Below are 15090 nucleotides of genomic sequence, written 5' to 3' on the forward strand. Positions count from 1 at the left end.
GGGCGGAGCCATGCCGTAGGCTTTTGGCGCGTCTCTACAGTAGCGCTATACAAGATTAACTGTGTCGTTTTTGATGCCAATTCCAAGCGTGGCTTATCATATTTTCAAGATCAGGATATTGAGGATTCCACCCTAATATTTTGCGAGCTTTTTCTCCACTTCCAACTAAACTGGGTGGATCTCCAGGACGGCGATCGCATTCAACCGCTTTAATTTCTTTTCCAGTAACTTTTCTCGCAGTTTCAATCACCTCTTTAACAGAAAATCCATTTCCATTCCCTAAATTAAACACATTTGTTTTTCCCCCTTCTAATAAATATTCTAACCCTAAAATATGGGCGGTTGCTAAATCAGAGACATGAATATAATCCCGAATACAAGTTCCATCCGGTGTGGGATAATCTGTTCCAAAAATAGAAATAGAATCTCGTTTTCCTAATGCCACTAATAACGTTAAAGGAATTAAATGGGTTTCAGGATTATGATCTTCTCCTAATAATCCGTCTGGATCTGCTCCAGCCGCATTAAAATAACGGAATCGCACAGATTTGAAATCATAAGCGACATCAAAATCTGCTAAAATCCGTTCTACCATTAATTTAGTCGCTCCATAGGGATTAATCGGATTTTGGGGATGGTCTTCAGGAATTGGAACAACATCAGGAACCCCATAGGTGGCGCAGGTGGAAGAAAACACAAATTTATTAATTCCAGCCTCTTTCATCGCTTCTAATAGCGTTAACGTTCCAATCACATTATTGCGATAATATTTATCTGGGTGGGTGACTGATTCCCCGACATAAGCATAAGCCGAAAAGTGCATAACCGCATCAATTTTTCGGCTGGAAAATAAGTCATCCAGCAACGGACGATCATTAGTATCCCCAATAATTAATTCAGTTTTTAAGACCGTTTCTACTAAATCTTGATGCCCATAAACTAAATTATCGAGAATAATGACATCATAACCCGAACGTTGCAGCGCTAGAACAGCATGGGAACCAATATAACCCGCTCCTCCGGTGACTAAAATAGTGGTTCTCTCTTCAGCCATAAATTTATTCTCCTCTGTTGTCTTCAATGAATTTAATTTACTCTTCTAGCTGTTGAACGGAAACATCAACCGCTTTCACATCAATAGTTCCTGGGGGTGTTAACCGACTAAAATGTCCCTCCTCAACTTTTAGCAGTTCTCCACAGTTTGGACATTGACATTGGGTGGCATTCAAAGCGGGAAATTCATGGCTACAAACGGGACATTGACCTTGAATGAGATTACGTTTTAACCACCACTGGACACCCCAGATCAACAAAATAGGAGTAATGACAATCACGGCAATTAAAATTAGAACACCCTTGACTAACCAGCCTAGACCAATGGAGATCAGAATGCCAATTACAGCTAATGTCATGAGCCAGTTACTCAAACCTGAAAATTTGATTTGTAGAGTTCTGAACCGCTCTTGGTTCACAGCTATCTCCTTAATTATTCAAGCCAGAATACATCTGATGGAAATCTTAAAAGGTTAATTTCGCCGTTTATTTCGATTTCTCTTAATGTGTGGCAAATTCGGGTTTTGGCTGGTTTCAGTTCTAATCCGATAGGTTTTAACCATTCTTCGATTTCAATCATGCACTGTTGAATAATTTCTAATTGTGGACTTACCACGATGAAATCATCGGCATATCTAATGACTAGGGCTTGAACACGGTATTTCTTTTTTGGAAATTTATGTTCAATTAGTCTAATCATTCCATCCAGTGCGATGTTAGCGAGTAGAGGACTGATAACACCTCCTTGTGGTGTACCTGCCTCGGTTGCCTCAAATATGCCGTTGTCCATTACTCCAGCTTTCAACCATTGTCTGATTTGGGCTTTTATTATTGATGGACAATCAATTTTGGACAGTAGGTAATCATGATTAATCTGGTCGAAGCATTTTGAGATGTCAGCATCTAGGATGTAATATTCCCCTTGTTTGATGCTATGGAAGACTCGTGACATTGCGTCATGGGCAGAGCGTCCGGGTCTAAACCCGTAGCTTTCACCCTCAAATCTGGCTTCCCATTGTGGCTCTAATGCAGATTTCACCAAGGCTTGCCTTACTCTGTCGTTTATAGTTGGAATTCCTAGAGGTCTTTCCTCACCGTTGGGTTTGGGTATCCATTTCCTTCGGAGTGGTTTTGCCTTTTGGTATTTATTCAAGTTTTGGGCAAGTTCTAATCGTTGTTTGGGTGTGATGGATTTAACCCCATCTATCCCGGATGTCTTCTTGCCTTGATTATCTTGAGTTACCCTTCTAATTGCTAAGAGTTTGGCGTAATATGACTTGACTAGAAGTTTTTGGAGCTTCCGAGCTTTTGCATTTTGTCCCGATAATGATGCCTGGTAAATTCTCTTTTGCAGCTTAAATACTACCCGTTGAACTTTCGCCCAATTGATAGTATTCCATGCAGTCGTAGTCTTGGTTATACTCGTTTTCACCGTTTTAACTGCTAATTAAAACCTTACCTAACAACTAAACCGGACTCCATGGGCATATCTTAAACATTACGTTTAAGCATTAGCTTCAGAATCCATCTCTCGCCCTCATAACATACGCTTTAGATTTGTAGCTACCTAACAGTATTCGACCTCTGTAGGAGTATACGAGGGGTTTTAACGTTCCTTGGAAATGGGTTTATTGCCTTTAGAATCATCCTATCCGCCGAGGTACTTTTGGGAGTCTTAGTAAGTGTTGAACTGAAATACTTACCTTTTATAGAAGTATCGTTGAAACTTCCATCTTTTCCCTTTGTTCTTTTGAACGCAGCGTAATCAAGTCAATTTCGCTACTTTATTATAACGACGGTTCAAGTCGGATGTTCACTTTCGTTATTCTTGGGCAATTGGCTAGAGAAATTACTTAGGTATTTGACTTATATCCGATTCCCCTTTACTCCCAGCTTCAGTGTTTTGATAATCAGTCTGACACTGTGGGAATTGCCGTATCTCTTTGGAATGGGCTACCGTACTTTATTGTTCGGAAAGCCGCACCATTGACTCCGAGATTGACCTTCCTTTAGGGTCACATTTCCAAAGTTAAGACAGGTTTTGATTGGATTTATTGTTGGGTTTGAATGCCCTTCTATCAATTGTCTACACCTATCTCCCTGCTTACGTTTGGGGTTTATCCCTAGACTTTGACAGGAACGTTTCGCACCAATTCTATAATAATACTACTTTTTGTTGGAGCAACTGTTGGACTCGGTTTTGAAACGCGGGTTTGCCAAAACTAGCTAAACTTTGCTGACGTAACCAAGGCCCATTGCAGCGTTGATCTTCACCCTTGAGCAGTTCAATGCAAGCTTGAGCAACGGCATCTACATCCCGATGAGGCACTTGCCAGCCTAATTTACCGTCCTGTAACGGATCAGCCGAACCATCGCTATCCCCAGCAATAACGGGTTTTTCACAAGCCATAGCCTCTAAATAAACAATTCCAAACCCTTCTTGAGACGGCATCACATAACCATCACAGACCCGATAATGATCGACTAATTCTTCCGTGGGAACAAACCCCGCAAATACAACGCGATCGCTAACCCCTAAATCTTGAGCTAACTGTTGGAGTCTGGGTTGGTCATCCCCTCGACCAATGACTAAATATTTAACATCGGGAAACACTTGAGCAATTTGGGATAAGGCGCGAATAGTGACATCGACTCCTTTATAGGGATCACCTTTCCACAGTCGGGCAACGGTCATTAACACCCGTGCATCTTGTAACCCATACCGTTCAATCAAGTGCTGCGGTTTGGGGCCGGGAGTAAAGTGTTCCCCATTGACCATACAAGGTAACATTTCAAACTGCTTAGGATTGAGGTGATTGGCAAGACACGCTTGATCTCGACTATAGTGGCTAATTGTCCAAATTTGATCAGCGTTTTGGAGTGCGTTTTGATACTTCTGCGGTAAAGGTTCCCACACTTCTTTGCCATAGGTTAAGACGGTGTAGGGAATTCCTAACGGTTGGCAGATGGTTTGTACCAAGTGGGATAAATTAATATGGCCACATAACACGCGCTCAGGCCGTTCTTGGAGTAAATCTAGGAGTAAAGCTTTTGCTAATTGCAAGCGTCCCCAGGTGGGAAATTGGGATTTAAAATATTGAAATTTAAACAAACTTGATGGGGTTTCTAAAGGGTTAAAAGATTCAGGAGAATCGCGTAAAATTAAAACATAACTCTCTGGATTAATAGGCTGTTTTGAAGGTTCATAAAGTTGATAAAAATCTTGATAAGCCGTTAAGATATCTTTAACATAGGATTGAATTCCACCTTCACAAGAAAAAACGGCTAAAAAGCACCAAGTTAAACGAGAATGAGTTTGTCCTAGTTTGGGGTGTTTCTGTAATAGCATAGCTGGGTTTCAAAAATAATATTTTTTTTAGGCACAAAATCCAAAATTGCAAGCTAATCTGGTTCCAAATCAACGGTTTTGTACGCTCTGGGCGTAACACCCTGGATCAATAAGTTATAGCAACCCCTGTTTATCTGTTTACAAAAAACGATACCTGTGATAGTCCCCAAGATTTAGCCTAGCACGCTATCCTAGTAAACTCACAGGTATCCGTAAAGATTTTGAAATAATGGGAAAATCCGTCGGTTTAGAAACCTAACGTTAAAGACTTGTCGATGGGAAGGGCGGCGCCAATTCCTAACCACAGCGTTACTAACGTTCCAAATAAGAAAACCGCACTTGCGACAGGACGACGGAAGGGGTTTTGGAATTTGTTAACACTTTCAATGAAAGGAACAGCAATTAAGCCCACAGGAATCGAAGACATTAACATGATTCCTAAGAGTTTATTGGGAACCACCCGTAAAATTTGGAAAGTCGGCCAGAGATACCATTCCGGCAGAATTTCTAACGGCGTAGCGAAGGGATTAGAGGGTTCTCCCACCATTGCCGGGTCAAGAACAGACAGGGCAACGATTAAACCGAAAGACCCCAGAATCACCACCGGGAACGTATATAACAAGTCATTGGGCCAAGCAGGTTCACCATAGTAGTTGTGACCCATGCCTTTAGCCAATTTAGCACGAAGAACAGGATCACTAAGATCCGGCTTTTTTAAGATGGACATGATTAAAAGTGCGCTCCTTTTTTGAGGAATCTAGCAAATCGTTGCTGGTTTTTCATTGTTGCTGCAACGCTCTAAATTCAGTGTAGCAAGGGCTACTCCCAAACCCGAAACTTGAGATTTTGGATTTTAGATTTTGGATTAAAAATCAAAGGAGTAGCTGAAAAACCTCAGCCCTAAGCCTTGTATTTACAGGGGGCCAGAAATGCCTTGCTTCCGAATCATCAGGAAGTGGGCTAACATAAAAACGGCAATCAGCCAAGGCAGCACAAAGGTATGTAAGCTGTAGAAACGGCTGAGGGTGCTTTGACCTACGGCAGTACCGCCGCGCATCAGTTCCACAATGGTAGAACCGACAACGGGAATGGCTTCAGGAACCCCAGATACAATTTTCACAGCCCAATAACCCACTTGATCCCAAGGCAGAGAATAACCCGTTACCCCAAAGGAAACGGTGATCACGGCTAAAACCACACCCGTGATCCAAGTTAATTCACGGGGCTTTTTGAAACCCCCGGTCAGATACACGCGGAAAACGTGCAGGATCATCATTAACACCATCATGCTGGCAGACCAGCGATGGATAGACCGAATTAACCAACCAAAGCTTACATCCGTCATAATGTACTGAACGGAGTTGAAAGCTTCGGTGACGGTCGGTTTGTAATAGAACGTCATCGCGAATCCAGTGGCAAACTGGATTAAAAAGCAAACTAAAGTAATTCCACCCAAGCAATAGAAGATGTTGACATGAGGGGGGACATACTTACTTGTAATGTCATCCTCAAGGGCTTGGATTTCCAGCCGTTCATCAAACCACTTAAAGGTCTGAGAGTCTTTTATTCCCTTAGAAAACATGAAGCTAGAATTCCTAACAATGAATTGCTTTGACACTCCCACCCCTAAAGAAGGTGAGATTCTTTAAAGATTTCACTTCAAATATCCCTACAAATAGGGTTCTTGGGCGCAATCCTTTTGCTATAAAAGCGGTCTGCTATCCTTATCTTTCAATAAGCTCCTCAAGCGTTTAGGGTTGCTCCCCTGGTTTCGACGAGTCCCGCCGTACCTTATTTTGAGCTTAACAGATAAGATATTTGAAAGTGGCTTTAGCCACAATGCCTATCCCAACCCCTGAAGGGGTGGGCTTGCAGCACGATCAAATTCTGTTAGCTATTGTTTTGCTTTCAGGAACCTACGATAATCAGCAAAATATTTGATCATCTGTCCTGTACTTGCTTTATCCCGATGGTGTTGCCACTGATCAGTTCACAAGCCTTGACGAACTCAAGCAAAGTCCGAAACGCAATGGCATGATAGAGATGCGTTTAAGTCTCTAGGATTGATATCCTCCGCCGATTATCGGGGGATTCCTGACTCTGAGAAATTTGGCTTACAATCAACCATCACCCAGAGGAACAGGGGGTTCGGTTTTCATCCGATTGACAGCTTAGGCTAAAAGCCCGGTGTGTTCTCCCCTCCGATCAAAAATGTAACATAACTTTAACTCAATTTTCACGAAAGTCGGGAATCAACATTTGATGCTGAGAGTCCCTAACGGTCTTGGTTTAAAATCAAGTGGTCAAGGTTCCCCAGGGGTTGATCTCGAACCCGAATATTAAAATAGCGATTGAATCACCACCATGTACAAGCGAGTTTTTCAGATAGCCTCTCTCATTATTCTGCCAATTACCTTAGTCTGGATCACTTGGGTCACTCCGGTTTCGGCGTTGACTGAAGACCAAAAGATTTTTAGCGAAAGTTGGCGAATTATTAATCGCGCTTATATTGATGAGAGCTTCAACCATCAAAATTGGTGGTCTATCCGCGAGAAATGGATGCGACAACCCTTCAAAAACCGGGAGGAGACCTATCAAGCCATTGAGAAAATGTTAGCTACCCTGGATGACCCCTTTACTCGTCTGTTACGACCGGATCAATATCGCAGTCTACAAGTTAATACCTCTGGGGAACTCATGGGAGTGGGGCTACAAATTGCCTTAGATTCAGAAACAGGGGGTTTAACAGTAATTGCTCCGTTAGAAGGTTCTCCGGCTGAACAAGCAGGAATTCAACCCCGTGATCGCATTTTGAAAATTGATGGGTTGCCCACTGCTAATTTAACCTTAGATGAATCTGCGGCTCGGATGCGAGGGCCAATCGGTAGCCGGGTGACATTAACGGTATTGCGGGATGGTAACACCGTTGCAGAAGATTTGGTTTTAATTCGCGATCGCATTGCTCTTAACCCCGTCACCGCAGAATTACGGTCAGATTTGGGAGAAACGCCTCTAGGTTATATTCGTTTAAGTCAATTTAGTGCTAATGCAACGGAAGAAGTCGCCCATGCCATTCAAGCTTTAGAAAAAAAAGGAGCAAAAGCTTATATTTTAGACTTAAGAAATAATCCAGGGGGATTATTACAATCGGGGATAGAAATTGCTCGTCTTTGGTTAGATGAAGGCACGATTGTTTATACCGTAAATCGTCAGGGGGTTCTAGGGAGTTTTGAAGCGGTAGGTTCAGCCTTAACCCACGCTCCTTTAGTGGTTTTAGTCAACCCAGGAACGGCGAGTGCCAGTGAAATTTTAGCCGGAGCTTTACACGATAATCATCGGGCTGTTTTAGTAGGAGAAAAAACCTTTGGAAAAGGGTTAATTCAATCTCTATTTGATTTATCCGATGGGTCAGGATTAGCGGTTACGGTTGCCAAGTATGAAACACCCAATCATACAGATATTAATAAGTTGGGGATTATGCCGGATCGGGTTATTCCAGCAGAATCTTTACTGCTTCGCAGTCAAGTCGCAACTGCATCAGATCAACAATATCAAGCGGCTTTGGAATTATTGTCCTCTCAATTTATGATTGCCAAAAACTGATTAGATTACGGGAATGGAGAACAAGGAAAAGGGTTTTATTGGATTCTAAAATGCCGTTTAAATGCTCATTAGCTGACTATGTTAGATTATGATTTGGTGATTTTAGGAGGAAGTTTAACGGGACGCTATGCTGCTTTATTAGCGTCTCAAATGCAGGCGCGGGTCGCTTTAGTTGAGCCGAAAGAACTCACTTTAACACCAGAATATCAAGGGTTATTTCCGATTGCAGCTTCTATCCAAAGTCAACATCAAGTTTTCCTCAGCAAGAAAGCGGATTCTGAGATTAATTTTAAGGGCAAAACAATAAAACGGTGGTTAGATTTAGTCAGAGCTAACCAGACAGAAATTTATTCCCCACAACGGTTAGCCACTGGGGGAATTGATGTGATTGTGGGTGAAGGAGAATTTATTGAGTCTCCGCGTTTGAGATTTAGCGTTAATAACCGAGTTTTGCGATCGCGAAATTATTTATTAGCCTTAGCACCCCAACCGAAAATCCCTGCTATTGAAGGGTTATTATCCACAGGATTTATAACCCCCAATACCCTCGATTTGTTTTTACAAAAACAGCCGAATTTGTCGGAAACGGTTGCCCAACGATTAGCAATTATTGGTGGCGATCCCGCAGGGGTTGAGTTGGCTCAGGTGTTCACTCGTTTAGGAGTGGAGGTAATTCTAGTAGTGGAAGGAACGCAAATTTTAGCTCAAGAAGAGCCAGAAGCGGTACAGTTAATTCAAGGAAAATTAGAAGCGGAAGGGGTAAAAATTTTAACTCAAACTCCAGTCATTCAAGTTAAAAAAATTGAGGATAAAAAATGGATTCAAGCGGGAAATACCGCCCTAGAAGTTGATGAAATTCTCCTAGCTTGTGGGTCTAAAATAGATTTAGAACCCTGGAATTTTAGCTTGATTAACGTTAAATTTAAAAACAATTATTTATGGGTTAATGAAAAATTACAAACCACAAATCCTAGAATTTATGGTTGTGGAGAGATTTTAGGAGGGTATTCCTTTGAACATATCGCCCAATATGAAGCTCAAATTGCCCTCAAAAATGCCTTATACTGGCCCAGGTTTACGGTCAATTATCAAAGCATTCCTTGGGCTATTTTTTCCCACCCGCAATTTGCCAGAGTTGGGTTCACAGAAACCCAAGCAAAAAATCGGTATGGAACTCAGGTTATTGTTGAACAACAATCACTCAAACAGATCACTCAAGCTCAAATTTGGGGAGAAACAACGGGATTTTGTAAACTCGTTGGCTTGTCTAATGGTAAACTATTGGGGGCTACGGTGGTGGGTTCTCAAGCGAGTGAGTTAATTCATACCCTTGCTTTAGCAATTCGTCAAGGGGTAAACTTGAAAACGTTAGCAGAATGTCCTGCTATTTTACCGACGTTTTCCGAAGTTTATCATCAAAGTGCGATCGCCTGGATTAATCAACGTCGTCGTCAAAATACAGTATTATTTGATTGGATTGAGAATTTATTTCATTGGCGACGATATTGGGGAAATTAAGTCTGAAAATGTTTAGAATCAGATCTCAGCAAATGCAAAAATTAAATTCTACTTTTTTATCAATGTTTTCAATTTCAAAATTTAGATCTCTACGGTTGATAAATGGATATCAATCCTTGGCATTCATCAGTTTAGCTATCCTAATTTTAACGGTTTCTGGTTGTCAAAAACCAGTGGCTCAAGTACAGTTAAGTCAAGATCAAGAATGTTTTGGATGTGATTTTAAAGGTAAAAGCTTACAAGGGCAGAATTTAGAAGGAGCTAAACTTAATAATTCTAACTTCAGTCAAGCAGATTTGAAAGGAGTTAATCTCAAAGGGGCGTTGTTAGATAGTGTAGATTTTACAGGAGCTAATTTAACGGGTGCTGATTTAAGTGGAACTGCTTTAACTCAAGCTAATTTAACCAATGCTAATTTGAGTCAAGCTAATCTTACAGGGGCATTTATTCGAGGTGCTAAACTCAATAATGCTAAACTCAATGATGCTAATTTTAAAGAGGCTGATTTGAATTCAGCAGACTTAACGGGAGCTAATACAAAAGGAGCTAATTTTCAAGGGGCAATTATGCCGGATGGCACGATTCAAAAGTAACCTCAAAAACAGAAATCGGGTTTTTATCTCTAATTATCTGTATAATTTATTAGTTAGGTTAAAATCCCGGTTTCTATACCCTATTTAATTATGCTTAAAGCAATTTTATTTGATTTAGATGGAACTCTTACTAATACTGACCCCTTTCACTATCAAACCTGGGCAAATGTTTTAGCAACTTATCAAATTACAATTGATTCAAGCTTTTATAAAACTCATATTAGTGGCAAAACAAACGCTGAAATAGTCAAGGATATATTTCCTCATTTTTCCGCAAAAGAAGGATTAAAATTAGCTAATTTAAAAGAATCAAAATTTAGAGAATTAGCTGTTAATTTAGAACCCTTAGAGGGATTAAACGATTTTTTGTATTGGGTTAAAAAACAATCTTTTAAAACAGGTTTAGTAACGAATGCGCCCCGTGAAAATACAGATTTTATGCTGAAAATGCTGAATCTATCCGATTATTTTTATCAAGTTATTTTATCCGATGAAATTGGAATCGGAAAACCCGATCCGGCTCCTTATCAATATTGTTTAAATCAATTAAATATTCTAGCAGAAGAAGCGATCGCATTTGAAGATTCTCCCTCTGGAATTCGGTCTGCAATTGCTGCGGGGATTAAAACCATTGGGGTTGCTTCCACTCATGAGCCTAAAATTTTAACAGATTTAGGGGTGGCATTGGTGATTGAGGATTTTAACAATTCAGCTTTGGGGGCATATCTCCAAAAAATTGAATAAAATCCTAATAATGTTGAGCTTAAGTTAGATTTTCTATCTGTTCAAGCTCAACATCATTACATTTTGTTGTGCGGAATGTGGGCTAAAAGCAAGATCATGTATTTTTGAGTAAAAGTTAAAATTAGTGATTATGGATTTTAATTCAAAATTTTTTCGAGCCATTCTCGTTTGACCTGATGACCACGTTCCATTTTATAAACCTCAGACCGTGCATAAGCTAGGGCAGCTGCGGAATATTCCGAGTCTCGATCAATGAGCCGAAAAAGCTCTTTTAGACTATTTTTATAAAGTGTTATCATTGTAGAATCTGTAATTTTTGAACGGTAAATTTCCATGCGTTCTATTAACACATGAATGGTTGTAGCCAATTTCTTGCGATCACGTACAAATTCTTGATAATTAAGATGATATACCTGAATAGAAATCTCTGCTCTTTCATATTCTCTCGTACCGGGACGTTTTGCCGGAATAGGCTGACCATTGGGACGGAAAGTGAGTAGCTTCCAGTCCTCTGGATCAATTGAGTCAAGAAGATCTACATCTTCCATTTCTAAATTGTCTACTTCTTGCCTAGCTCTAAAAGCTCCAGAAATGGGAAAGCGATCCCACTTTCCTCCGTTTGTATTGTTTGCTGTATCAACACGGTGCTGATTGCACAGTTGACAGGAGTAGCGATAATTACGCCAATCAAATGCAAGCCACCAATAGCCTTCGTGGTCAGGATCTTCATATACTCGATTTTTAGGACGAAAATGATCAACATCCTTATTGGAACCTGGATTTAAGCTTTCTGAGTACCAACATTTGCCATTACGGAGTTTAGCTAAATAGGAATTTAACTCTTGCCAGATTTTCTTGCGTGAACTCTTATCTAATCCTTCCGAAATCGCCTTCCTTCTTGCGGCACGAATGTCTTCGCCAGCGGATCGAGCTTTTTGTTCGGCACATTCTATTTCTTGTCTTAGCTCATTAAGGGCTTTATCAGCCTTTGCTTGCCATCCATCGGGAATCTCTAATTGGTCAATATCGATCCAGCGCATTAGTTAATGCCCTCTGCCTCTAATTCTGCTAGGACTTCTTCGAGGACTTCACGAGCAATCCGATCAACCTCTTCTCGTCGCTCTGGACTGAGGAATCGAGTACCAGCCATCAAATCACTGTATCTACGACTCCAGGCACGGATAAATGCTGCATAGTATGGATCACTAAATGCCTTTTGGAATCCTGCATCTTCTAAACGTTTGTTTATTTCTTCGAGTTCTATAGCTTCCTCTGGAGTGAAAGAACCTTCCTTAGCGATTAAGCGAACCTTGGTGTCTAGGTCGGCAAGTGTTTCCTCATCGAGATCACTCCTCATTCCAAACATCTCACTTGTAAGGATGCCAGTAAATCCAAGTCCACGCGGATTAACCGTTGGCTGTTCCCATGTGCAAGCACCTGTTTGCCAATCTCGTTTGAGAAGGTGAATTTGCTCTTTAAAGAGGCTGGCAATGACTAAAGGATCATGAGTTGACATAAGAATTTGGCTTGTTTGTTGTTCTTCTGACTCATTAGAATTCTCGCTCATTACACGAGTAAGGAGTTTCAGGTAATCCACACTCCAATGAGGATTGAGATGTGTATCAGGTTCATCAAGTAGTACCAAAGACTGATGAGACTTCGTGAAGCGCATTAAACCCAATACCATGAGTAGTTGTTGCTCACCTTCACTTAACTCGTGAAATGTAATTGCCACTTGCTCTGTATTTGTTGCCTTTACACGCACCTGAATTTTTAGATCGTAAATCAATTCTGAGAAATCTATACTTTCCAGAGCGAGGAAAAATGTTCGGGCATTTTTGTATTCCGCAGCCAAGGCGTGTAAGCTCTGTAAGTCGGGTAGAAAAAAGTAGTAATGTTCCTCGCCCTTTGACTTATATCCCTCACTTACCTTTTGTTTAATCACCATTGGAGCGATCGCAAATCGTCGGAGTCGCTCCATAACACGTTGCATAACACCACGTGCGCCCCAAAATTCAGTAGCCTGCCCTGATTTTGCCCATCCAGGCTTACGAATAACGAATAGTGCCGACTCAAAGCCAACAATTCGCAGTCTGTCTTCAAGAAATTGGCTGATAGCAGGATCTTCTTTATGAAAAAATGCTAATAAAACATATTTTGCATGATGGTTTTCGGCACAGAAAAAGCGACGCTTCTCTAAAAGATTAGCAAGAGTCTCTGGATCATCAGATTTCGCGTCTAGCAAGCTATTGTAGTGAGCTTGATTCATTGGCAAGAAATGATCAGCCAAGCGATTTGTCGGTCCCGAATAATAACCGAAGACAAACCGGGGTAATGGAAGCTTGTTTCTAGAAATCTTTACGAATTTTTCCTGTTCGTCGTTGCCCTTCTGAAGGGGACTCATTTTTAGCAGGGGGCTTCTCATCTTTCTGGGATTCCAAGAAATATCGACTATTTGTTCATTTATTTCATAACGTAATCGATAGCCTCTCATTGTTTCTTTAATCCATGTAGATCCCTTTGACCATTCATGCAAATCACGAAAGATAATGACTAAGGATTCAAACAAGTTAGATTTTCCTGTACCGTTCCAGCCAAGAATGATGTCTATGCTATGAGACGGGTCGAAGCGTACTGTATAGTCAGTCAAGTTTTTGAAATCCTCCAACCAAAGATCTATCAACCGAAAACGTCCGTTTTCCGAGATTTGATTATCTATATCTTTAGCGATTGAGCTTTGTTTTTGTGGGGGACGTTCTTGTCTTGAATTCTCGAAAGCAATCCGCACTTCAGGAGTTGCCCGTAACGCCTCATAAAACTGCACAACTTCTTCTGCTTGGCATCCTGCTTGATCAAAAAGTTGGTGGGCATCTGCTTTGTCTCCTAACTGCTTAAATGCAGAGCGGATGGCTTCTACATAATCGTCTAATGATTGTCGCATAGAGGTTGTTTGCTTTTTACATCTCTAGCCTTAAGCCTAAACTCTGATAACTCTTGTGCTTTTTTAGGAGAAACTGCCATTTCAAACGAATGGGTGATTTTTCCATCATTTATGTGCATCGGATTTACAACTGGAACCTCTCCACGTACATAATCTGACTTATGTAAAGCACTTCCAAAAGGCCCTGTCTTTATTTCTGACAAAATCTCAGATAGAGAAACAGGTTGTCTATTTGAAAGATCAGTGCTTGCACGCCAATCATCTGTTAACTCTCCTGATATTGCAGCAGTAATAACAGCTTGTCGAAAACGTTGGAGAATATGTGACACACGCTCCAAACGATCGCGACACGCATCAACCCGTGCAAGCAATGAATCGAGCTTATCGGCAATTCGCTTTTGTTCTTTTCGTGGTGCTACTGGAATCTGATGTGCTTTCAGAATAGTTTGGCTGAACTATTGAGAAGCCCCTCTTCAGTAATATAAGTTCGAGCATGAGTTACAACCCCGTCAGTTAAATCACCAATTACAAGCCACGGAATAGTTCCACCTGAGTAAAATCGAGAATCTGTTCTTTTTGGGGTACCTCCACTGCCCCAAGTGCCAAGCTCTTCAAGTGCAACTTTAGCCCATCCATTTGGCAATTCACTCACTGCTCAACCTCCCAATCTTCAACTTGCAACCCCTCAACACGCCGGAACTCTTGTGTATTGTGTGTTACCAGGGTTAAATTATTTGCTAAGGCGATCGCAGCAATTTGTAAATCATAAGCTCCAATCGGTGTTCCTTTAATTTCTAACTGCGATCGGATCACTCCAAAACTTGTAGCGACGAGGTCATCAAAGGGGAGCGAGACAAACTGCTCCAAGAAAGCTTGCTGTAGAGCAAAATTTCGTTCGGGATTAGAACTTTTCATTGCTCCAAAACAGAGTTCTGCTTTAACAATTGAACATACCGCTATTTCCTGAATCGCAACTGACTCAAGTTTCTGCTTTAAGTTTAAATTTCTGCCTTTCAAATAAATAATACAGAGATTTGTATCAAGAAGATATTTCATTCCAGGGGTTCGCGTTCAGGTTGTTCGTTTTGAGGATGTCTAATAAAGGAGTCGTCCTGAATACATCCGTAAAACTGTGAAAGCGGTGTTGCTTCCATTGGTTTAGGTAGGCTAGTTTGATAGACAATGATCACCTCGATATCCATATTCTGTACATCAGGCAAGCGAACTTTCAAAAAACCATCACTACCGATATGAGATTTTAACTTGATGCTGTGCATAATATGAAGACC

Annotated in this window: 15 protein-coding genes and 1 pseudogene; 4 read left to right on the top strand and 12 right to left on the bottom strand. The window is 41.0% G+C overall.

Features of this window, described 5'->3' with window-relative positions:
• Positions 1-55 precede the first annotated feature (55 nt).
• From galE to petB, 6 genes and pseudogenes are all read right to left on the bottom strand, one after another.
• Positions 56-1054, bottom strand: a complete 999-nt coding sequence (galE, locus tag PL9214_RS05705; protein ID WP_072717850.1) for a UDP-glucose 4-epimerase GalE — start codon at positions 1052-1054, stop codon at positions 56-58.
• Between the two features lie 37 nt (positions 1055-1091).
• Positions 1092-1472: a hypothetical protein gene (locus PL9214_RS05710; RefSeq protein ID WP_072717851.1), complete on the bottom strand. Its 381-nt coding sequence runs from the start codon at positions 1470-1472 to the stop codon at positions 1092-1094.
• 62 nt (positions 1473-1534) lie between these two features.
• A pseudogene (locus tag PL9214_RS05715) lies at positions 1535-2485 on the bottom strand (reverse transcriptase domain-containing protein); the annotation flags it as partial.
• A 723-nt stretch (positions 2486-3208) separates the two neighbouring features.
• Positions 3209-4402, bottom strand: a complete 1194-nt coding sequence (locus PL9214_RS05720; RefSeq protein WP_072717852.1) for a glycosyltransferase — start codon at positions 4400-4402, stop codon at positions 3209-3211.
• 247 nt (positions 4403-4649) lie between these two features.
• Positions 4650-5129, bottom strand: coding sequence for a cytochrome b6-f complex subunit IV (gene petD, locus PL9214_RS05725; protein WP_072717853.1), 480 nt, complete (start codon positions 5127-5129; stop codon positions 4650-4652).
• A gap of 186 nt (positions 5130-5315) precedes the next feature.
• On the bottom strand, positions 5316-5984 hold the full coding sequence (gene petB, locus PL9214_RS05730; protein ID WP_072717854.1) for a cytochrome b6: 669 nt from the start codon (positions 5982-5984) through the stop codon (positions 5316-5318).
• Between the two features lie 782 nt (positions 5985-6766).
• On the opposite strand from petB, the gene ctpA reads away from it, so the two are divergent.
• The 4 genes from ctpA to PL9214_RS05750 all read left to right on the top strand — a co-directional run bounded on the left by ctpA (position 6767) and on the right by PL9214_RS05750 (position 10860).
• Positions 6767-8005, top strand: coding sequence for a carboxyl-terminal processing protease CtpA (ctpA, locus tag PL9214_RS05735; protein WP_072717855.1), 1239 nt, complete (start codon positions 6767-6769; stop codon positions 8003-8005).
• A gap of 78 nt (positions 8006-8083) precedes the next feature.
• Positions 8084-9523, top strand: a complete 1440-nt coding sequence (locus tag PL9214_RS05740; protein WP_072717856.1) for a dihydrolipoyl dehydrogenase family protein — start codon at positions 8084-8086, stop codon at positions 9521-9523.
• Positions 9524-9639: 116 nt separating this feature from the next.
• Positions 9640-10116, top strand: a complete 477-nt coding sequence (locus PL9214_RS05745) for a pentapeptide repeat-containing protein (protein WP_245824182.1) — start codon at positions 9640-9642, stop codon at positions 10114-10116.
• A gap of 90 nt (positions 10117-10206) precedes the next feature.
• Complete coding sequence (locus PL9214_RS05750; protein ID WP_072717857.1) at positions 10207-10860, top strand: HAD family hydrolase; 654 nt, start codon at positions 10207-10209, stop codon at positions 10858-10860.
• A 137-nt stretch (positions 10861-10997) separates the two neighbouring features.
• Here PL9214_RS05750 and PL9214_RS05755 read toward each other — a convergent pair whose 3' ends face one another.
• From PL9214_RS05755 to PL9214_RS05780, 6 genes are all read right to left on the bottom strand, one after another.
• Positions 10998-11900: an HNH endonuclease family protein gene (locus PL9214_RS05755; protein WP_072717858.1), complete on the bottom strand. Its 903-nt coding sequence runs from the start codon at positions 11898-11900 to the stop codon at positions 10998-11000.
• On the bottom strand, positions 11900-13801 hold the full coding sequence (locus PL9214_RS05760; protein WP_083579895.1) for an AAA family ATPase: 1902 nt from the start codon (positions 13799-13801) through the stop codon (positions 11900-11902). Before PL9214_RS05760 ends, PL9214_RS05755 begins: the two co-directional genes overlap by 1 nt.
• A complete protein-coding gene (locus PL9214_RS05765; protein ID WP_072717859.1) occupies positions 13786-14130 on the bottom strand; it encodes a restriction endonuclease subunit S domain-containing protein in 345 nt (114 codons plus the stop codon). Before PL9214_RS05765 ends, PL9214_RS05760 begins: the two co-directional genes overlap by 16 nt.
• Positions 14131-14237: 107 nt before the next feature.
• Positions 14238-14453, bottom strand: a complete 216-nt coding sequence (locus PL9214_RS05770) for a restriction endonuclease subunit S domain-containing protein (RefSeq protein WP_072717860.1) — start codon at positions 14451-14453, stop codon at positions 14238-14240.
• On the bottom strand, positions 14450-14857 hold the full coding sequence (gene vapC / locus PL9214_RS05775; RefSeq protein ID WP_072717861.1) for a type II toxin-antitoxin system tRNA(fMet)-specific endonuclease VapC: 408 nt from the start codon (positions 14855-14857) through the stop codon (positions 14450-14452). The genes PL9214_RS05770 and vapC overlap by 4 nt, the downstream gene beginning before the upstream one ends.
• Positions 14854-15078: a hypothetical protein gene (locus tag PL9214_RS05780; protein WP_072717862.1), complete on the bottom strand. Its 225-nt coding sequence runs from the start codon at positions 15076-15078 to the stop codon at positions 14854-14856. Before PL9214_RS05780 ends, vapC begins: the two co-directional genes overlap by 4 nt.
• Between the last annotated feature and the right edge of the window lie 12 nt (positions 15079-15090).

This window comes from Planktothrix tepida PCC 9214, from assembly GCF_900009145.1.
Classification (GTDB): Bacteria; Cyanobacteriota; Cyanobacteriia; order Cyanobacteriales; family Microcoleaceae; genus Planktothrix; species Planktothrix tepida.